Annotated in this window: 17 protein-coding genes; 2 read left to right on the forward strand and 15 right to left on the reverse strand. The window is 54.7% G+C overall.

The window, feature by feature from the left end; genetic code table 11:
- Positions 1-19: 19 nt before the first annotated feature.
- The 14 genes from nuoN to lrhA all read right to left on the reverse strand — a co-directional run bounded on the left by nuoN (position 20) and on the right by lrhA (position 16,624).
- The gene (gene nuoN / locus ETG88_RS12700; RefSeq protein WP_100779457.1) at positions 20-1,477 is read right to left on the reverse strand and encodes an NADH-quinone oxidoreductase subunit NuoN; all 1,458 of its coding nucleotides are present in this window, start codon (positions 1,475-1,477) and stop codon (positions 20-22) included.
- Positions 1,478-1,483: 6 nt separating this feature from the next.
- Complete coding sequence (gene nuoM, locus ETG88_RS12705) at positions 1,484-3,013, reverse strand: NADH-quinone oxidoreductase subunit M (protein ID WP_100779456.1); 1,530 nt, start codon at positions 3,011-3,013, stop codon at positions 1,484-1,486.
- Between the two features lie 165 nt (positions 3,014-3,178).
- A complete protein-coding gene (gene nuoL, locus ETG88_RS12710; protein ID WP_123427202.1) occupies positions 3,179-5,020 on the reverse strand; it encodes an NADH-quinone oxidoreductase subunit L in 1,842 nt (613 codons plus the stop codon).
- Positions 5,017-5,319, reverse strand: a complete 303-nt coding sequence (gene nuoK / locus ETG88_RS12715) for an NADH-quinone oxidoreductase subunit NuoK (RefSeq protein WP_003861496.1) — start codon at positions 5,317-5,319, stop codon at positions 5,017-5,019. Before nuoK ends, nuoL begins: the two co-directional genes overlap by 4 nt.
- The gene (gene nuoJ / locus ETG88_RS12720; protein ID WP_100779454.1) at positions 5,316-5,870 is read right to left on the reverse strand and encodes an NADH-quinone oxidoreductase subunit J; all 555 of its coding nucleotides are present in this window, start codon (positions 5,868-5,870) and stop codon (positions 5,316-5,318) included. The genes nuoK and nuoJ overlap by 4 nt, the downstream gene beginning before the upstream one ends.
- Positions 5,871-5,880: 10 nt before the next feature.
- A complete protein-coding gene (gene nuoI, locus ETG88_RS12725; protein WP_129035524.1) occupies positions 5,881-6,423 on the reverse strand; it encodes an NADH-quinone oxidoreductase subunit NuoI in 543 nt (180 codons plus the stop codon).
- A gap of 13 nt (positions 6,424-6,436) precedes the next feature.
- Positions 6,437-7,414, reverse strand: a complete 978-nt coding sequence (gene nuoH / locus ETG88_RS12730) for an NADH-quinone oxidoreductase subunit NuoH (protein WP_095282746.1) — start codon at positions 7,412-7,414, stop codon at positions 6,437-6,439.
- Positions 7,411-10,137 (reverse strand): NADH-quinone oxidoreductase subunit NuoG, encoded by a 2,727-nt coding sequence (gene nuoG, locus ETG88_RS12735; RefSeq protein ID WP_123427200.1) that lies wholly within the window; start codon positions 10,135-10,137, stop codon positions 7,411-7,413. The genes nuoH and nuoG overlap by 4 nt, the downstream gene beginning before the upstream one ends.
- A 57-nt stretch (positions 10,138-10,194) precedes the next feature.
- Entirely contained in the window at positions 10,195-11,532 is a 1,338-nt protein-coding gene (gene nuoF, locus ETG88_RS12740; RefSeq protein WP_100779452.1) for an NADH-quinone oxidoreductase subunit NuoF, read from the reverse strand.
- The gene (nuoE, locus tag ETG88_RS12745) at positions 11,529-12,029 is read right to left on the reverse strand and encodes an NADH-quinone oxidoreductase subunit NuoE (protein WP_095282749.1); all 501 of its coding nucleotides are present in this window, start codon (positions 12,027-12,029) and stop codon (positions 11,529-11,531) included. The genes nuoF and nuoE overlap by 4 nt, the downstream gene beginning before the upstream one ends.
- A 2-nt stretch (positions 12,030-12,031) precedes the next feature.
- Complete coding sequence (gene nuoC / locus ETG88_RS12750; RefSeq protein ID WP_100779451.1) at positions 12,032-13,834, reverse strand: NADH-quinone oxidoreductase subunit C/D; 1,803 nt, start codon at positions 13,832-13,834, stop codon at positions 12,032-12,034.
- An 89-nt stretch (positions 13,835-13,923) separates the two neighbouring features.
- Positions 13,924-14,598, reverse strand: coding sequence for an NADH-quinone oxidoreductase subunit NuoB (nuoB, locus tag ETG88_RS12755; RefSeq protein WP_003861482.1), 675 nt, complete (start codon positions 14,596-14,598; stop codon positions 13,924-13,926).
- 15 nt (positions 14,599-14,613) lie between these two features.
- Positions 14,614-15,054 carry an NADH-quinone oxidoreductase subunit NuoA gene (nuoA, locus tag ETG88_RS12760; RefSeq protein WP_102104904.1) on the reverse strand — a complete coding sequence of 147 codons (441 nt, stop codon included), beginning with the start codon at positions 15,052-15,054 and terminating at the stop codon, positions 14,614-14,616.
- Between the two features lie 631 nt (positions 15,055-15,685).
- Entirely contained in the window at positions 15,686-16,624 is a 939-nt protein-coding gene (lrhA, locus tag ETG88_RS12765) for a transcriptional regulator LrhA (protein WP_100779449.1), read from the reverse strand.
- An 883-nt stretch (positions 16,625-17,507) separates the two neighbouring features.
- Here lrhA and alaA point away from each other — a divergent pair.
- Positions 17,508-18,722 carry an alanine transaminase AlaA gene (gene alaA, locus ETG88_RS12770; protein WP_100779448.1) on the forward strand — a complete coding sequence of 405 codons (1,215 nt, stop codon included), beginning with the start codon at positions 17,508-17,510 and terminating at the stop codon, positions 18,720-18,722.
- A gap of 94 nt (positions 18,723-18,816) precedes the next feature.
- Positions 18,817-19,416 (forward strand): 5'-deoxynucleotidase, encoded by a 600-nt coding sequence (gene yfbR / locus ETG88_RS12775; RefSeq protein WP_102104905.1) that lies wholly within the window; start codon positions 18,817-18,819, stop codon positions 19,414-19,416.
- Positions 19,417-19,488: 72 nt separating this feature from the next.
- Here the strand turns inward: yfbR and ETG88_RS12780 are convergent, their stop codons facing one another.
- Positions 19,489-21,321 (reverse strand): SLC13 family permease, encoded by a 1,833-nt coding sequence (locus ETG88_RS12780; protein WP_102104906.1) that lies wholly within the window; start codon positions 21,319-21,321, stop codon positions 19,489-19,491.
- Positions 21,322-21,343: the final 22 nt, after the last annotated feature.

Genomic DNA, 21,343 nt, shown 5'->3' on the forward strand with positions numbered 1-21,343 from the left:
TTTTTTATGTCTGAGACCATTACATCAGCGGCATCGCATGCTGCACCAGGGTGATCAGCGGCTGCGGATAGATACCGAAGATCAGTACCAGCAGCGCGGAGATCAGCACCACAATACCGCCGGCGCTGTACTGCCAGTTGGTCGGTGCATCGCGGTTCAGCTGCTGTGGCGCCGACAGATATAGGCTCACCGCCACACGCAGGTAGTAGTACAGACCGATTGCGGAGCCGATAACCACCGCAGCCGTCAGCCACCACAGGCCAGACTGTACACCGACGGCCAGCACGTAGAACTTACCGATAAAGCCCAGCGTCATCGGGATACCCGCCAGAGACAGCATCATCACCGTCATTACCGCAGACAGAATCGGACGGTGCCAGAACAGACCACGGTAGGAGAACAGTGAATCGGCATCCGGACCACGGTACGGGCTGGACATCAGACTCACGACGCCGAACGCACCGAGGCTGCTGAACAGGTAACCGGCAAGGTAAACACCGACGGTTTCCATCGACATGGAGCCGCTCTGCAGGGCAATCAGCGCCACCAGCAGATAACCCAGGTGGGAGATAGACGAGTAACCAAGCAGACGCTTGATGTTGGTCTGGCTCAGCGCCATCAGGTTACCGAAGATGATGGAGGCGAAGGCGATAATGCCAAGCACCACGCGCACCGCTTCGCTGTCACCCACTGGAGCGTACAGGAACAGACGCATCACCACGCCGAAGATCGCGATTTTACTCGCTGTCGCCAGGAAGGTGGAGACAGGAGCCGGAGCGCCCTGATACACGTCTGGCGTCCACAGGTGGAACGGAACCAGAGAGAGTTTAAAGCCAAGACCGACAATCATCATGCCCAGACCCGCCAGCAGCAGCGGTTCGTGCAGCATGTTGTCGCCGAGGCTCTTACCGAGCGCCACGAACGACAGGTTACCGGACTGTGCGTACAGCAGCGCCATACCAAACAGCAGGAAAGACGAGGCGGCAGCAGACAGAATCGTATACTTGATACTCGCTTCCAGAGAGCGCTTCTGACGGAACGCATAACCAATCAGGCCGAACAGCGGCAGTGAGATCAACTCAATACCGAGGAACAGGGCCGCGAGATGGTTCGCGTTCGCCAGCAGGATCCCGCCGAGGGCGGCAATCAGAACCAGCAGGTAAAACTCTTCTTTGTTGTCGTTGTAGCCTTCGAGCCATGGGTAGGCAAAGGTACAGGTCGCCAGGCTCGCCAGCAGGACCAGCCCGGTGTACAGCATCGCAAAACCGTCAACGCGCATCAGCGGGGTGACATCCATTGCGCCCGCCTGGCCAACAAACCAGAGGGAGACTAACGCAGCGTTCAGACCTAAAACCGACAGTGTGGCATTCAGGAAGTGATTGCGTCGCCACGCAATGGAGAGCATCACAACCACCACCGTCAATCCGACGATCAGCAGCGGTAGCAGCGCGATCAGTTGTTGTGGAGTTATTGTCATGGCGATTTACAGCCTTGTATTAGAAGCAGAATTAACAAACCACTGCTGGATGTTACCCATCGCGGAATGCGAGGTATCCAGAATCGGCTGCGGATAGAAGCCCAGCAGCACCAGCAGTACGACCAGCAGCAGAACGATGAACAGTTCGCGCAGCGACATTCCCGGCAGTTCTTGCGCCGCGATTTGGCTCTTCGCTTTACCGAAGTAAGCGCGATGCAGCATCGCCAGCGAGTAAACGGACGCGAAGACCAGGCCGAAAGTGGAGATAACCGTAATGACCGGAACCACTTTAAAGCTGCCGAACAGAATCATGAATTCGCCGACAAAGTTACCGGTACCCGGCATACCCAGCGTCGCCACTGCGAAGAACATCGACAGGGCTGGCAACCACTTAATTTTGCTCCACAGACCGCCCATCATGCGCATGTCACGGGTATGCAGACGTTCGTACAGCTGACCACAGAGGATGAAGAGACCCGCCGCAGACAGACCGTGTGCAATCATCTGAATCACCGCCCCCTGGTACGCCAGCTGGCTGCCGGTGTAGATGGCAATCAGCACGAAGCCCATGTGGGAAACGGAGGTGTACGCGATAAGACGTTTGATGTCGTACTGCGTGAAAGCCATCCATGCGCCGTAGAAGATACCAATCACACCGAGCCACATCGCAATCGGTGCAAACTCAGCGGAGGCGTTCGGGAACAGTGGCAGCGCAAAGCGCAGCAGACCGTAGGCCGCGGTTTTCAGCAAGATCCCCGCCAGGTCAACGGAACCCGCCGTCGGTGCCTGGGAGTGCGCGTCTGGCAGCCAGCCGTGCAACGGAACCACCGGCATTTTCACCGCAAACGCAATGAAGAAGCCCAGCATCAGCAGATATTCAACGCCGTGAGACATTGGCGTTTTCAGCAGGTCCTGATAGTTGAAGGTCCAGACACCGGTCGCGTTGTAGTGCACGAACACCAGCGCCAGGATAGCAATCAACATCACCAGACCACTCGCCTGGGTGTAGATGAAGAACTTGGTGGCCGCCGTGATACGCGTTTTACCGTCGGATGCCTTATGGCCCCACAGCGCGATCAGGAAGTACATCGGCACCAGCATCATCTCCCAGAAGAAGAAGAACAGGAACATGTCGATGGCAAGGAACACGCCGATAACGCCGCCCAGGATCCACATCAGGTTCAGGTGGAAGAAGCCCTGGTATTTTTGAATCTCGTTCCAGGAACAGAGCACCGCCAGAACGCCGAGCAAACCAGTCAGCACCACCATCAGCAGCGACAGACCGTCGATGGCGAGGTGGATTGTGATACCAAAGCGCGGTATCCACGGCAGGATAAATTCAGACTGCCACTGCGGAATACCCGCAGACTGGGTCAGAGAATAGCCGCCCTGCAACCACAGTTGCAGACCAAGCGCGAGCGTCAATCCCATGGTGATCAGCGCAATCCAGCGCGGCATCTTCACGCCAAAGCGTTCGGTCTGCCAGCACAGGAACCCACCAATGAAGGGAATTAATATTAGCCAGGGTAGTAACATGGCGATTTTTATTCCTTTTTAAGGCCCCAGCCGGGGCCGATTTTCAACGAATTCTCACGGAACATTCACTTCGGATTGGGTTTGTTATGTCGGGTGGCACTCACGCTTATCCGACCTACGCTCTTGTAGGCCCGGCTTGAACCACCGGGCAAACCCAATCTCAGATCAACGCAACACCATCAGCAGCGCCAGCACGACGACCGCACCAATGCTCATGGATGCCACATACCAGCGCAGATAGCCGTTCTCGCTCAACAGCAGGCCTTTACCTGCAAAGCGGGACAGCACTGCCGGGATGTTCATCATGGAGTTCATCGGATCGCGTTTCAGCAACCATGCAACGCCCAGGAACGGCTTAACGAAGATCATGTCGTACAGCCAGTCGAAGCCCCACGCGTTGTACCACCAGGTGCCCAGCAGACGGCCTGGCGCACTGTTAGCAACAGCCGTCACCAGAGTACGTTTGCCCAGCCACAGCCATGCAGCAATCAGGATGCCTGCGATAGCGACCACACCGGAGGTGATTTCAAGCGTCAGAACGCGACCGTGCTCAAGCTCGGTGGTATCCGGCAGTACGCCCTGCAACGGTGGCACAATCATCGCGCCAACGAAGGTAGAGAGCACCAGCAGAACCAGCAGCGGCAGGTGGTGAGTAATCCCCTTCCCTGCGTGAGCGTGAATTTGTTCTTTACCGTGGAAGACGATGAAAATCATACGGAAGGTATACAGGGAGGTCATGAACGCACCGACCAGACCTGCCACCATCAGATTGATATGACCATTTGCCATGGCGCCCGCAAGGATTTCGTCCTTACTGAAGAAGCCCGCAGTGATGATCGGCAGTGCCGACAGCGCCGCGCCGCCCACCAGGAAGCAGACATACACCAGCGGAATCGATTTGCGCAGACCGCCCATCTTGAAGATGTTCTGCTCGTGATGGCACGCCAGAATGACGGAGCCGGACGAGAGGAACAGCAGCGCTTTAAAGAACGCGTGCGTCATCAGGTGGAAGATCGCTGCGTCCCATGCCTGCACGCCCAGCGCCAGGAACATGTAACCAATCTGGCTCATGGTGGAGTAAGCGAGAACACGTTTGATGTCTGTCTGAACCAGCGCGGCAAAGCCCGCCAGCACCAGAGTTACCGCACCGACAATACCGACAAGGTGCAGAATTTCCGGCGTCATCAGGAACAGGCCATGCGTACGTGCAATCAGATAGACACCAGCGGTCACCATGGTCGCGGCGTGGATCAGCGCGGAGACAGGCGTTGGGCCTGCCATCGCGTCCGCAAGCCAGGTCTGCAACGGCAGCTGCGCGGATTTACCCACAGCACCACCCAGCAGCATCAGCGTTGCCCACGTCAGCATGTTGTTGCCTGCTTCGAAGTGCGCTGGCGCCAGTTCCACCATTTCGCGGAAGTTCAGCGTGCCCAGTTCGTTGTAAAGAATGAACAGCGCGAAAGCGAGGAACACGTCACCCACACGGGTCACGACGAACGCTTTCATGGCCGCTGCGCCATTCTTCGGATCGGTGTAGTAGAAACCGATCAGCAGGTAAGAACAGAGACCCACGCCTTCCCAGCCGAGATACATCAGCAGCAGGTTATCACCCAGCACCAGAACAACCATGCTGGCGATAAACAGGTTGGTGTAGGCGAAGAAGCGGGAGTAACCCTCTTCACCGCGCATATACCAGGAGGCGAACATGTGGATCAGGAAACCAACGCCGGTGACCACGGAGAGCATGGTCAGGGAGAGACCATCCAGTACCAGGCTGAAACCGATGTTGAAATCGCCGACCGACATCCAGGTCCACAGCGGCAGGCTGAACGCCTGCTTGCCGTTGTTAAAGAAGTCGATACCCGCGTAAGCGGTGACCAGCGCAGCCAGGCCGATAGAGCCAATGCCCACGGTGGCAGACAGATTTTCCGACCAGCGACCGCGGGAGAAAGCCAGCAGCACAAAGCCGATCAACGGGAAAATAATGGTTAAGGCAAGCATGTTCATCCACGCAACTCACTTACTGAATCGATGTTCAGGTTCTGGCGGCGACGATGGAGCTGCAGCAACAGCGCCAGGCCAATACTCGCTTCGGCAGCCGCAAGGCTGATGGCGAGAATGTACATCACCTGACCATCGGTCTGGCCCCAGTAGCTACCGGCGACCACAAAGGCCAGCGCGGAAGCGTTGATCATGATTTCCAAACCGATCAGCATAAAAAGCAGATTGCGTCGGATAACCAGACCGGTTAAGCCCAGAACGAACAAAATCGCGGCGAGGATCAGTCCATGTGTTAAGGGGATCATGCGCGCTCCTCCGTTTTTCTTTTCGCGCTGTCATTCGCACGGTTGCTCAGCACTTCGCCCGCACGATCTTCGCGGCCAACGTGGAAGGCAACAACCAGACCCGCCAGCAGCAGCATCGACGCCAGTTCAACGGCCAGTACGTACGGACCGAAGAGCGTGATACCAACCGCTTTTGCGCTGATCGGCGTACCGTCAATACCCTGATCGTTCACGCCGAGAATCGCGTAAACGATCACTGCCAGCATGATGGCCGACAGAATCGCCGGGCCAATCCATACCTGCGGTTTCAACCACTGACGCTCTTGTTCAATTTCAGAGCCGCCCAGGTTAAGCATCATGACGACGAACACGAACAGAACCATAATGGCCCCGGCGTAGACGATGATCTCCAGCGCACCCGCAAAGTGGGCGCCCAGCGCGAAGAACACGCCGGAAATAGCCAGAAGCGAAATGATTAAGTAAAGCAACGCATGCACCGGATTGGTGTGCGTAATCACTCGCAGCGTGGCCAGGATGGCGATAAGGCCACAGATATAAAAAGCGAATTCCATTGACCTCTCCTTACGGTAACAGGCTCTTGACGTCGATAGGCTTAGCTTCGTTCTCTGCTTCGCCCTTATCTTTGCCGTCGATTGCCATACCCGCCATCCGGTAGAAGTTATATTCCGGGTATTTGCCCGGACCGGAAATCAGCAGATCCTCTTTCTCGTACACCAGGTCCTGACGCTTGTACTCACCCAGTTCGAAATCTGGAGTCAGCTGAATCGCCGTGGTTGGGCACGCTTCTTCACACAGACCGCAGAAGATGCAGCGTGAGAAGTTAATGCGGAAGAACTCAGGGTACCAGCGGCCGTCTTTGGTCTCTGCTTTCTGCAAAGAGATACAGCCAACCGGGCAGGCTACCGCACACAGGTTACAGGCAACGCAGCGCTCTTCGCCGTCCGGATCGCGGGTCAGCACGATACGGCCACGGTAGCGCGGCGGCAGATAGACCGGCTCTTCCGGATACATCTGGGTTTCGCGTTTTGCAAACGCGTGCAGGCCGATCATCCAGATACTGCGTACCTGGGTGCCGAAACCTACCATTAATTCTTTTAAGGTCATGGTCTATTGCCCCTTATGGCTGCTGCCAGAGAATGACAGCTGCCGTTACCAACAAGTTGACTAGCGTCAGCGGCAGGCACACTTTCCAGCCGAAGGACATTACCTGGTCATAACGCGGACGCGGTAATGAGGCGCGAATCAAAATGAACATCATCATGAAGAACGCGGTTTTCAGCGCGAACCAGATGAACGGCGGTAAGAACGGGCCATGCCAGCCACCAAAGAACAGCGTTACCATCAACGCAGAAATGGTGACGATACCGATGTACTCGCCCACGAAGAACAGACCGAATTTCATACCGGAATATTCAATGTGATAACCGTCGGCCAGTTCCTGCTCGGCTTCTGGCTGGTCAAACGGGTGACGGTGACACACCGCCACGCCCGCGATAGCAAAGGTGACAAAACCAAAGAACTGCGGAATAACGTTCCAGATGTCGGCCTGGTTGTTGACGATGTCGGTCATGTTGAATGAACCGGCCTGCGCCACTACGCCCATCAGGGAAAGACCCAGGAACACTTCGTAGCTCAGGGTTTGCGCAGACGCACGCATCGCACCGAGCAGCGAGTATTTATTGTTACTGGACCAGCCCGCAAACAGCACCGCGTACACCGCAAGACCCGCCATCATCAGGAAGAACAGGATCCCGATGTTCAGGTCAGCAACCACCCAAGTCGGACTGACCGGAACGATAGCAAAGGCCAGCAGCAGTGAGGTAAAGGCGATCATCGGTGCCAGAGTAAAGATGACGCGATCCGAGAATTTCGGGATCCAGTCTTCTTTAAAGAACATCTTGATCATGTCCGCGACCAGCTGGAGTGAACCACCCCAGCCCACGCGGTTCGGTCCGTAACGGTTCTGGAACAGGCCGAGCAGACGACGTTCACCAAAGCTCATGAACGCGCCGCAGGTGACAACCACCAGCAGAATGACCACCGCCTTGAGAATGCTTAACAGAATTTCGATGAGATCCGGCGTTAACCAACTCATGCTTGTGCCTCCTGCAGATTATCAAGACGCGCGCCCGCCAGTACCGGAGCGATGCCCGGCAGACCCATCGGCAGACCCACCTGCCCTGCTGTCAGACCTTCGGCGATAACCAGCGGCAGACTGATGGTCTGGCCTTCATAGCTAAAGGAGACCTGGCTGCCCGCGTTGACGCCAAGCTTCGCGGCATCCGCCGGATTGAGCTTGATGTAAGGCTGCGGCATGCGCGTCTGGAATACCGGAGAGCGCTGGGACATCTCGTCACTACCAAACAGATGGTAGTACGGCGCGATACGCCAGTTGCCTTCCTGCGCTTCGAAACTCGCCGGAACGGTCGTGAAGTACTCCAGACCCGTTTCGCTCGCTTCGATCAGACGAACACCTGGGTCACCGTGGCGCAGAGAGCCACCCACTTCCGCCTGGAACTTGTTCCATGCCTGTGGGGAGTTCCAGCCTGGTGCCCATGCGAACGGAACCTGAGAGCGCGGTGCAGACGGCTGGTTGTTCCCTTCCATGGAGAAGGCGAACATCGTGTCTTTATCCTGCGGCTGACGCGGTTCGTGCACGCTGATATTCGCGCGCATCGCGGTACGACCACTGTAACGGTGCGGTTCACGGGCCAGTTTCTGGCCGCGAATGCGGAAGCTCGCGTCCGGCGCGGCTTCTTTAATGCCCGCCAGCTGCGGCAGTTTTGCGACCACGGCATCGATCACATCATCGAGCTGCGTCCAGTCCACCTGACGATTTTCCACGGTGCTGTGCAGCGAGTGCAGCCAGCGCCAGCTTTCCAGCATTACGGTGTTGCTGTCGTAATAAGACGGGTCATAAACCTGGAAGAAACGCTGTGCGCGACCTTCGTTGTTGATAACCGTACCGTCACTTTCGGCGAAGCTTGCCGCAGAGAGCACGAGGTGCGCTTTGTCCATAATCGCGGTGCGCTGATGGTCGATGACCATCACCAACGGCGCTTTAGACAGAGCTGCATCCACGCGAGCCGCAGAAGCATGACGATGCAAGTCGTTCTCAAGCACGATAACGCCGTCAGCCGCACCCGATTCGAGTTCGCTTAACGCCGCTTCCAGAGAACCGCCGCCAATCAGTCCCAGACCGACGCTGTTCACTGCGCGCGCAATCATGGTCACACCCACGTCTGCCCCACGCCCTTTCAGCGCTTTAGCTACGTTTGCCGCCGCCTGAATCACATCAGGGCTGCCGGCGTTGGTGCCGGAAATAATCAGTGGTTTTTTCGCACCGGCCAGAGCCTGAACGATCACGTCGATCTTGTTTTGCAGGTCACGATCCAGGCCTTCAACGGCCGGAGCACTGTTATCCAGCGCGTGAGCAATAGCAAAACCGAGGCGCGCCTGATCTTCCACCGGTGCGCGATAGGTCCACGCCGCGATGTCGTCCAGACGCGTGTTGTCGACGTTCGTCACAAACAGCGGATGTTTGGCACGCTGGCCGATGTTCAGGATTGCCGCAATCTGCCAGTCAGCCACTTTCTGGGCCGCTGCCATTTCACGTGCTTTACCTTTCACCGCCTGACGAACAGCCAGCGCAACGCGCGCACCGGTCTGAGTCAGATCTTCGCCCAGCACCAGCACCGCGTCGTAGGATTCGATTTCGCGCAGCGCCGGGGTACGAATACCGCCTTCACGCAGCACTTTCAGCACCAGCTGCAGACGTTCCTGCTCGCCGTTGGCGATACCGGTGTAGAAGTTATCCGCACCCACCAGCTCACGCAGCGCAAAGTTGCTTTCGACGCTGGCGCGCGGGGAGCCGATACCGATCACTTTCTTCGACTGGCGCAGAATATCTGCCGCGCCCTGCATCGCTTGTTCAGCGTTGAGGGTGATCAGGTCATCGCCACGGCGCTGAACCGGCTGACGCGGACGGTCTTTCAGGTTCACATAGCCATAGCCGAAACGACCACGGTCGCAGAGGAAGTAGTGGTTTACGGTACCGTTGTAACGGTTTTCGATACGACGCAGTTCACCATAGCGCTCGCCTGGGCTGGTGTTACAGCCAAGAGAACACTGCTGGCAGATGCTTGGCGCAAACTGCATGTCCCACTTACGGTTGTAACGCTCGGAGTGCGTTTTGTCGGTAAAGACGCCGGTCGGGCAGATTTCTACCAGGTTACCGGAGAATTCGCTTTCAAGCGTACCGTCTTCCGGACGACCAAAGTAGACGTTGTCATGTGCGCCATACACGCCCAGATCCTGACCGTCTGCGTAATCTTTGTAGTAACGCACGCAGCGGTAGCAGGCGATGCAGCGGTTCATTTCGTGAGAGATGAACGGCCCCAGATCCTGATTACGGTGGGTACGTTTAGTAAAGCGATAGCGACGGAAGCTATGACCGGTCATCACGGTCATATCCTGAAGATGGCAGTTACCGCCCTCTTCACAGACAGGACAGTCGTGCGGGTGGTTGGTCATCAACCATTCCACGACGCTCTCGCGGAACTGTTTCGCTTCTTCGTCTTCAATCGAAATAAAGGTGCCTTCGGTCGCTGGTGTCATACAGGACATCACCAGGCGCCCACGCGTGTCTTCCGCGTTCTGATATTGCTTCACCGCACACTGGCGGCAAGCACCGACGCTGCCCAGCGCCGGATGCCAGCAAAAATACGGAATATCAAGGCCGAGAGACAGACAAGCTTCTAGCAGGTTGTCGGCCCCGTTGACCTCGTATTCTTTGCCGTCTACATGAATCGTAGCCATTAGCATGCTTCCAGTTGGCTCAGTCAGAAACTGAGCGTTAATCAAAATTCAGTATCGCTACCAGCGCGCTTTCAGCAGGTTCGGCTGAATACCATTAATCAAATGGGTATTGCTGAACTGCTGCTTGATGCCTGCTTCGAATTCGTCGCGGAAATATTTAATCGCGCTCTGCAATGGCTCAACGGCACCTGGTGCGTGGGCACAGAAGGTTTTGCCCGGACCGAGGAATCGACACAGTTGCTCAAGTGTCTCGATATCGCCCGGCTGGCCTTCGCCGCGCTCGATAGCGCGCAGAATTTTCACGCTCCATGGCAAACCATCACGGCATGGCGTACACCAGCCGCAGGATTCGCGCGCGAAGAACTCTTCCAGGTTACGCACCAGCGACACCATGCCAATTTCATGGTCAACGGCCATCGCCAGCGCCGTACCCAGACGGCTGCCTGCTTTACCAATGCTTTCAAATTCCATTGGCAGGTCGAGGTGGGCTTCGGTCAGGAAGTCGGTCCCTGCCCCACCCGGTTGCCAGGCTTTAAATTTCAGGCCATCGCGCATCCCGCCCGCATAGTCTTCGAGGATTTCGCGTGCGGTAGTACCGAACGGCAGCTCCCAAAGACCAGGGTTTTTGACGCGGCCGGAGAAGCCCATCAGCTTGGTGCCCGCGTCTTTGCTGGTCGAAATGTTCTGATACCACTCCACGCCGTTAGCGAGAATAGCCGGTACGTTACACAGGGTTTCGACGTTGTTGACACAGGTCGGTTTACCCCAGACGCCGGAACTTGCCGGGAATGGCGGCTTGGAGCGTGGGTTTGCGCGGCGGCCTTCGAGGGAGTTAATCAGTGCGGTCTCTTCACCACAGATATAACGCCCTGCGCCCGTGTGCACGAACAGCTCAAAATCAAAACCGGTGCCGAGAATGTTTTTGCCCAGCAGGCCCGCTTCGGTCGCTTCTGCAATCGCGCGGCGCAGGTGCTCTGCCGCTTCGATGTATTCGCCGCGCAGGAAGATGTAACCACGATAGGCTTTCAGGGCGAACGCGGAGATCAGCATGCCTTCCACCAGCAGGTGCGGCAGCTGCTCCATCAGCAGGCGGTCTTTATAGGTGCCTGGCTCCATTTCATCGGCGTTACACAGCAGGTAACGGATGTTCATGGATTCGTCTTTCGGCATCAGGCTCCACTTAAGACCGGTGGAGAAACCTGCACCGCCGCGCCCTTTCAGGCCGGAATCTTTAACCGCGTTAACGATCTCATCTGGAGCCATGCCTGAGAGCGCTTTACGCGCCCCTTCGTAACCGTTTTTGCTCTGGTATTCTTCGAGCCAAACCGGCTGTTTGTCATCGCGCAGACGCCAGGTCAGCGGATGGGTTTCAGCAGTGCGAATGACTGTTTTCATTTGTACCGCTCCAGCAGGTCAGGAATTGCTTCCGGCGTCAGATGGCTGTGAGTGTCCTCATCAATCATCATGCTCGGCCCCTTGTCGCAGTTACCCAGGCAGCAGGTTGGCAGCAGCGTGAAACGACCGTCAAAGGTCGTCTGTCCTGGCTTGATATCGAGTTTCTTCTCGAGTGCAGCCTGGATGCCCTGATAACCGGTGATATGGCAAACGACGCTGTCGCAATAGCGAATAACGTGACGGCCCACCGGCTGGCGGAAGATCTGGCTGTAGAATGTTGCCACCCCTTCCACGTCGCTTGCCGGGATACCCAGCACGTCGGCGATCGCATAGATCGCGCCATCGGGTACCCAACCACGCTGTTTCTGGACGATTTTCAGCGCTTCAATGGATGCCGCACGCGGGTCTTCGTAGTGGTGCATCTCGTGCTCAATTGCCGCACGTTCTGCCGCACTCAGCTCAAAAGCCTCGGTTTGTGGTTGTTGATTCTCGTGCATAATTAGCGGTCCACATCTGACATAACAAAATCGATACTACCCAGATACACAATCAGGTCGGAGACCAGACTGCCGCGAATGGCGGACGGGATCTGCTGCAGGTGCGCATAGCTCGGCGTACGGATACGCGTACGATAGCTCATGGTGCTGCCGTCACTGGTCAGGTAGTAACTGTTAATACCCTTGGTCGCTTCAATCATCTGGAAGGATTCGTTGGCCGGCATGACCGGGCCCCAGGAAACCTGCAGGAAGTGAGTGATCAGGGTTTCGATATGTTGCAGCGTGCGCTCTTTCGGTGGCGGCGTTGTCAGCGGGTGATCCGCTTTGAACGGGCCTTCCGGCATGTTGTTGAGGCACTGCTCAAGAATGCGCAGACTCTGGCGCAGCTCTTCTACTTTCAGCATCACGCGGGTGTAGCAGTCGGATACACCGCCGCCAACCGGGACTTCGAAGTCGAAGTTTTCGTAGCCAGAGTATGGACGGGCTTTACGCACGTCGAAATCAATACCCGTCGCACGCAGGCCAGCACCGGTGGTGCCCCACTCCAGCGCTTCTTTCGCGCCGTAAGCGGCCACGCCTTTGGAACGGCCAATCAGGATGGTGTTACGCAGCGCGGCTTTCTCGTAAGAGGCCAGACGCTTCGGCATCCAGTCGAGGAATTCGCGCAGCAGACGATCCCATCCGCGCGGCAGATCGTGTGCCACGCCGCCGATACGGAACCAGGCCGGGTGCATACGGAAACCCGTAATTGCTTCAACCAGATCGTAGATTTTCTGACGGTCGGTAAACGCGAAGAACACCGGCGTCATCGCCCCGACGTCCTGAATGAACGTGGAGATGTAGAGCAGGTGACTGTTGATACGGAACAGTTCTGACAGCATCACGCGGATAACGTTAACGCGATCCGGTACGGTGATACCCGCCAGTTTCTCAACGGCCAGCACATAAGGCATTTCGTTCACGCAGCCGCCGAGGTACTCGATACGGTCGGTGTACGGAATGTAGCTGTGCCAGGACTGACGCTCGCCCATCTTCTCAGCACCACGGTGGTGGTAACCGACATCAGGCACGCAGTCGACAATCTCTTCGCCGTCAAGCTGAAGAATAATACGGAACGCACCGTGCGCAGACGGGTGGTTTGGACCGAGGTTGAGGAACATGAAATCCTCGTTGTCGGTACCGCGCTTCATGCCCCAGTCTTCCGGCTTGAAAGTCAGCGCTTCCATCTCCAGATCCTGCTTGGCTTTGGTCAGCTCAAACGGATCGAATTCGGTGGCGCGCGCCGGATAGTCTTTACGCAGCGGGTGGCCGGTCCAGGTCTGCGGCATCATGATGCGCGTCAGGTGCGGGTGGCCATCGAAGGTCATGCCGAACATTTCCCAGGTTTCACGCTCATACCAGTTGGCGTTAGGGAAAAGTTTGGTGAGCGTCGGCAGATGCATGTCGTTTTCAGACAATGCCACCTTAAGCATGATATCCCGGTTGCGGTCTATTGAGATCAGGTGGTAGAAAACGGAAAAATCCGCCGCGGGTAAACCGTGACGGTGGGTGCGAAGACGCTCATCCATGCCGTGTAAGTCAAACAGCATGACGTAAGGTTTAGGTAATTTCTTTAAGAAATCAACTGCTTCCAGCAATTGCTCACGCTTCACCCAAACAACGGGTACCCCGGTGCGGGTGGCCTGAACAGTAAAGGCATCCGGCCCAAAACGGTTGCGCAGTTCGCCAATGACCGGGTCATCGAGATGATCCCGGGTTTGCCATGCGGCATCTTGCGCGGTTAAGTCGGTCATATTGTTCACCATTGCAAATGGTCCGTGGTGACTGTTAAGCCTGGCTTCGCGCTATTTGTATAGTGATATGCGAAGGTTTGCCCCAGGCCCACAGGCGCAAATTAAATTTCGTCAGGCGTACGCAGATTGGTGACTGCAATACGTTCTCCGCGTTTACGCTCGCGCTCAGACTGCATATTGGCGCGGTACACACCCTGGTCGCCCACGACCCAGGAAAGCGGACGGCGTTCTTTACCGATCGACTCCTGCAGCAGCATCAGCGCCTGCATGTAAGCTTCCGGACGCGGCGGGCAGCCAGGGATGTAAACATCCACCGGGATAAACTTATCGACGCCTTGCACAACGGAATAAATGTCGTACATACCACCCGAGTTTGCACAGGCACCCATGGAGATAACCCACTTCGGCTCGAGCATCTGGTCATAAAGACGCTGAATGACTGGCGCCATTTTGGTGAAGCAGGTTCCGGCCACCACCATCAGGTCAGCCTGACGAGGGGAAGCACGCAGTACCTCGGCACCAAAACGCGCAACGTCATGCACCGCAGTGAATGACGTCACCATTTCAACGTAGCAGCAAGAAAGACCAAAGTTATATGGCCAGATGGAGTTCTTACGACCCCAGTTGACCATATCGTGCATGGCATGTTCGAGCTTGCCCATGTACACGCTTTTGTTGACTTCTTGCTCCAGGGGGTCGGTTACGATCTCCTGTTTTTGCAGGGGGTAACGGTCATTCTCACCGTTAGGATCTATGCGGGTGAGCGTATAATCCATCTTATTGCCTCGCTGTTACTGCTGACGATTAGAGTTACTGTTTTCCGGATTAACCAGTTCACGGCGTGAACGCACAGGTGTCCAGTCCAGCGCGCCGATGCGCACCAGGTACACCAGACCGGCCAGTAGCACTAAAATGAAAATTGCGGCTTCGACAAAGCCAGTCCATCCACTTTCGCGGATTGACGTTGACCATGCGAACAGGTAGAGCGCTTCAACGTCGAAAATGACGAAGAACATGGCCACCAGATAGAACTTGGCGGACAGGCGTAAGCGAGCAGTACCTACCGAATCGATACCCGATTCAAATGGGGTGTTTTTGTGCCTTGCGCGGGCGCGACCGCCCAGGAACCAGCCGCCGATTAACATCAGGCAGCACAGGCCAATGGCAACAATAAGAAAGATTGCGAATGCCCAGTGATGAGCGACGACTTCTGTGGATGTTGACATACTCATTGCTTACTCATCAAAAGTGATATCTACAGCTCTGCTCTTGCTGGCAGATGGACATCACATCGATTCATGGGGAGGAACAAATAACCTTACACCGACTGTCAGAAATGAGACATAGACAGCAAAATGATGTGGTTTTTTACTCCTTTCTATAACCTTTTGTCAACTTTAACAAAGGTTTCTTCACATTAAATCACATGGATCGATTCTCATTAACATTTCATGCCCTTTAACCCTGGTGGGTCGATGACTTTACGTCAACTGCATGCTGTTGAATCGTGTCCGTTTTGAAGTAAAAGAAATATTACCCTCCTATTTTGACAGGATTTGCTGCTGATTCCTCCCCCCAAATGGGAGTATTTTCTTGATCTGAGACACGCTTTTGTTAATCCAATCAAAAAAACGGCAACATTTTTGCTGGTTTTTTAACATCAGTGCCGCAGAGAAGATAACAAAACGCATAACGTTCAAAAATCGAGCATAACCATACATCGCGATGATAATTAAGACTTATTTACAATAACCTCAAAGAGTATGGCGCTATTGTTGTCAAAAAAAAACCACTCCGCGGAAATACCGCACGAGTGGTTCTTTTTTACACTTACAAATTGTTACGACAATTATCGGATCGGGATCACTCAAAATCCCCTTCAACCACCAGGGAATCGCCCCCCCCTTCGGGAGTAACATTCTCGAATTGCCATGGGTTGTGGTAGTTCACCATCGCTTCAAACACGATTTTTGCCAGCTCGTTGTTGCTGGATGAGTTATGGCAAAGCAGATATTCCGTGTCCGGCAGCGCAGGTAAACCATTAGATTTACCTAAGACGCGTAAATCCGGGCTCATCATCTCAACAGGGCGAGCGGTCACACCAAGGCCGGCTTTAACGGCGGCACGCACTGCAGGTAATGTGGAAGCCACGTACGCTAAACGCCACGGAATATTCGCTTCATTCAGAGCCGACAACACCATATCGCGGAACGGACTAGGATCGTCCAGCAATACCAGCGGAATAGGCTCGCCTTTTTGCAGCACATATTCTGCCGCGCAATACCAGTGCGTTGGAGACGTTCGCAATGTCAGACAATCAAATTGTCCAGGACAATGCGTGGTAACAACCAGATCAACTTCATGGTCTTTAAGCATATCAATCATGAAGGCATTTCGTTTTACACTGACATCCAGCGCAAGCTTCGGATAAACCGAACTGATCCGATTAAGTAAAAACGGCAATATCGTATCAGCAGATTCATCAGAAGCGCCTAACGTTAAAACGCCCTGAAGATTGCTAAACATTAATGACATACATGCTTCATCATTGAAGCGTAAAATCTTCCTGGCGTAACCCAGTAACTGGATCCCGTGCTCAGTTAACAGTTTATTACGACCGTGGCGTGCAAAGAGTTCTTTGCCCACCAGTTGCTCCAGTCGCTGCATCTGTTGGCTGACCGCCGATTGCGTACGGCAGACAGCGGCAGCAGCGGCTGCAAAGGTGTTGAGATCAGCGACCGCAACAAACGTTCTCAGCAGATCGAGATCGAGATTTAGTATCGGACGATTTGCATTTATCATATCTATTCACTTACAAGTTGCTCGTGCGGAGCTGCCGACCGGCAGACTACCTGACAGATAGTTATTGGCTGGTGTATAGCAGAAGTCAGAAACAACGTTCCATGACGATATTTTTATTCTCTTAAATGTTCAGGATATTTTTAGATTTTGCTGATTTCAGTAAATTCCATTAAAGAACTTACTCATCATCACTCTTTTACTCGCAACACGGGCACAGCAGTAAAGGTGTTGCCTATCCAGTATAGTAGAGATAATTCTAACAATAACAATCAACTAATTCAGAAAAATCGAGGCAAAATACACAGTAATGTAAACATTCCTCTCTTTTCCTGAGACAACATCTTAACCCAAATCCACTTTATTTATAAGTATTATTACACCATTACTGATTAATCCATGTTGATTAACGGCTAAACTAATTTTATTAAAATTAACGAAAGTTAAGATTTAGGCATCATTAATAAATAAACATTAATGTAGATTAGGTTTATCCATTAATATTGCTTAACAATATTTTCACACGCGTAACCTCTGGCAGAATCCATCATTCACCAAAGATATTAAGAAGCATTCCGGTTTTACGAAAGGTCACCAGGAGAAATCATTGCGATCTCATCGTTTCTCTGTCGCACAGCGGTTTTTGGCAGGGTAAAATACATTAAAAACCACCTGGTGCGAGATAATAGACTGCACACGCCTCTCAACGCAACGCTTTACACGACCAAATCCCCCTTCTGACAGCTAAAAAGATTACCTCTTATTTTCACATCCCGGCAAAATCTTCTTCTGTACACCCTTCAAAACGCAGCGCGGTGGGAGTACATTGTTCCGTGCTGACTTCCACGGCAGGGAGTGGCAATAACAGCTAAAAGGTCAACGATTCATGTCCCCTATCGAAAAATCCAGCAAATTAGATAACGTCTGTTACGACATCCGCGGTCCGGTTCTTAAAGAGGCTAAGCGCCTTGAAGAGGAAGGCAACAAAGTCCTGAAACTCAACATAGGTAACCCCGCGCCCTTTGGCTTTGACGCGCCGGATGAAATCCTCGTTGATGTGATCCGTAACCTGCCGACGGCGCAAGGCTACTGTGATTCTAAAGGACTCTACTCCGCCCGTAAGGCCATCATGCAGCACTATCAGGCCCGTGGGATGCGCGATGTCACCGTTGAAGATATCTATATTGGTAACGGCGTTTCTGAACTGATCGTCCAGGCGATGCAGGCTTTGCTTAACAGCGGCGATGAAATGCTGGTGCCTGCGCCGGACTATCCGCTGTGGACAGCGGCCGTTTCCCTTTCCAGCGGCAAAGCGGTGCACTATTTGTGCGATGAATCGTCCGACTGGTTCCCGGATCTCGACGATATCCGCGCCAAAATCACCCCGCGCACGCGCGGTATTGTGATTATCAACCCGAACAACCCAACGGGTGCCGTCTATTCCAAAGAGCTGTTGATGGAGATCGTTGAGATCGCCCGTCAGCACAACCTGATTATCTTTGCCGATGAGATTTACGACAAGATTCTGTACGATGCGGCGCAACACCACTCTATTGCTACGCTGGCTCCGGATCTGCTGACCGTCACTTTTAACGGCCTGTCGAAAACCTACCGCGTTGCCGGTTTCCGTCAGGGCTGGATGGTTCTGAACGGCCCGAAAAAACACGCCAAAGGCTATATCGAAGGGCTGGAAATGCTCGCCTCGATGCGCCTGTGTGCTAACGTTCCGGCGCAACACGCCATTCAGACCGCGCTCGGCGGTTATCAGAGCATCAGCGAATTTATCGTACCCGGCGGGCGTCTGTATGAGCAGCGTAACCGGGCGTGGGAGTTGATTAACGATATTCCTGGCGTCTCCTGCGTGAAGCCGAACGGCGCGCTGTATATGTTCCCGAAAATCGATATTAAACGTTTCAATATTCACGACGACCAGAAAATGGTGCTCGACTTCCTGTTGCAGGAAAAAGTGCTGCTGGTGCAGGGAACCGCGTTTAACTGGCCGTGGCCGGACCACGTCCGTATCGTCACCCTGCCGCGCGAAGACGACCTCGAAATGGCGATCAGCCGGTTCGGACGCTTCCTCTCCGGTTATCATCAGTAAACCTCCATCAGGCTGCCACGGGCAGCCTGATTTGCATCTTGCCTCCCCTCGCCGCACAATGAAATCTGTCGCAGTGCAAGACCAAAGGTTATCTATGAGTCAGAGTCATTTTTTTGCCCATCTCTCCCGCCTGAAGTTAATCAACCGCTGGCCGCTGATGCGCAACGTGCGCACAGAGAACGTGTCTGAACACAGTTTGCAGGTCGCCATGGTCGCGCACGCGCTGGCCGCTATCAAAAACCGTAAATTCAACGGGCAGGTGAATCCTGAGCGTATCGCGCTGCTGGCGATGTATCACGACGCCTCCGAAGTCCTGACCGGGGATTTACCGACACCGGTTAAATATTTCAACTCGCAGATTGCGCAGGAATATAAGGCCATCGAGAAGATCGCCCAGCAGAAACTGGTGGATATGGTGCCTGAAGAGCTGCGGGATATTTTTGCGCCGCTTATCGACGAACACCAGTGCACGGAAGAGGAAAGATTGCTGGTGAAACAGGCGGATGCCCTGTGCGCCTATCTCAAATGTCTGGAAGAACTCTCCGCCGGTAATAATGAGTTTTTACTGGCGAAAACGCGGCTGGAAAAAACCCTCGAATCGCGTCGCAGCGAAGAGATGGATTATTTCATGGAGGTGTTCGTGCCGAGCTTCCATCTGTCGCTGGATGAAATCAGTCAGGATTCACCGCTGTAAGCCTTTGCCAGGGGTACAGCTGATACACAAATGCAGCCGGGTCAGGCGAAGCCGCCGCCCGGCGCAAACAGGTCAGAACGGGAACAGCACCGGAATCAACACCACGCACACCAGCATTACCAGGATAGTGAACGGCACGCCGAGCTTCACGAAATCGCTGAATTTATAGTTTCCCGGCCCCAGCACTAGGGTATTCACCGGTGACGAAACGGGCGTCATAAACGCCGCCGACGCGGCCATTGCGACCATCATCGCAAACGGATACGGCGACACCCCCATCGATTTAGCCATCGCCAGCGCAATCGGCGCCATCAGCACCGCCGTCGCGGTATTGGAGATAAACAGCCCAATGGTCGCGCACATGACGAACAGGCAAATCAGCATCATGTACGGGCCGTATCCCCCGCCGACGTCCATCAGCCCTTTCACTACCAGATCGACGCCACCCGTTTTTTGCAGCGCCAGCGCAAACGGCATCATCCCGACGATCAGAATAATGCTCGGCCAGTGAATGGCTTTATAGGCACTTTCCGCATCGATGCAGCGGAATTTCCCCATCAGCAGACAGGCAATAATGGCCGCGATCGGATTCGGAATTTCGTCCGTGAGCATCAATGCGACCATCAGCACCAGACAGAAAATGGCATGCGGTGCCTGGCTGTGGGCCGGTGACGCGTCGCTCTCTTCGATGGGCATATTGAGCACCACAAAATCACGCCCTTTTTGCCCAAGCTGGCTGATCAGTTTCCAGTTGCCGACCACCAGGAAGATATCGCCCAGCTGCAGCGGCTCATCCACTACCGCCCCTTCCATCGCCACCCCGTCGCGTTTCAGGCCAACCACATTCAGCCCGTAGCGGGTTCGAAACCCGATCTCACGGACAGTTTTACCCAGCAATTCCGATTCGGGGATAAGAGAGACTTCCGCCATCCCCACGTCCAGCGCCTGGTCGGAGAAATACTCACCGCGAAGCACCATTGGCTCCAGCAGTTGCTCGGTGCAGAACTCGCGTAAATCGACATCTGCCGTCGACATATCAATCAGCAGAACGTCGCGGGCGCGAAACTCAGACACCCCGTTCACATTTACAATCACGCGACGGAACCGGCGCCAGCGCTCGACCCCGATGATATTCGCACCGTAGCGCTCGCGCAGCTTGAGATCGTCAAGACGCTGACCAATCAGCGGCGAACCGGGGCGAATCGCCAGACGACGCGCCCGACCGGTAAGACGATACTCTTTGATCAGATCGCGAAAGGTACGTCTGCGCCAGCCATCGCGATGTTTATGCTGGTTATCGCCCTTGAGGGCAAAACGGGTCAGGAGCATATAAATCACCCCGAGCACCAGCACCACCAGGCCAATCGGCGTCACGCTGAAGAAACTGAACCCGGCATAGCCTTCGCGCAGCAGTTCACTGTTAACCACCAGGTTCGGCGGCGTGGCGACCAGAGTCATCATGCCGCTAATCAGCCCGGCAAAACTCAGCGGCATCATCAGTCGCGACGGTGAGGTCTGCATGCGCATGGAGACGCTTAACACCACCGGAATAAAGATTGCAACAACGCCGGTGGAGCTCATAAAGGCGCCCAGTCCGGCGACAGTCAGCATCAGGTAGATGAGCATTTTGGTTTCGCTGCTGCCCGCCACTTTCACCAGCCAGGCCCCCATCACCGTGGCGACGCCGGTGCGCACCAGTCCGTCACCGATGATAAACAGCGCGGCAATCAAAATAACGTTGGGATCGCTAAAACCTGAGAAGGCTTCCGGGAGCGTTAAGGTGCCGCTCAGAACAAACGCGACGATAACCAGTAAAGCGACGGCGTCCATGCGCACTTTGCCGGTTGCAAAGAGAATGATGGCGATAGCAAGCAGGCTGAGCACCCAAATCAGTTCACCGTTCACAACATGTCCTTGTCAGGGAAAG

The organism is Lelliottia nimipressuralis, assembly GCF_004115925.1.
GTDB classification, from domain to species: domain Bacteria; phylum Pseudomonadota; class Gammaproteobacteria; order Enterobacterales; family Enterobacteriaceae; genus Enterobacter; species Enterobacter nimipressuralis.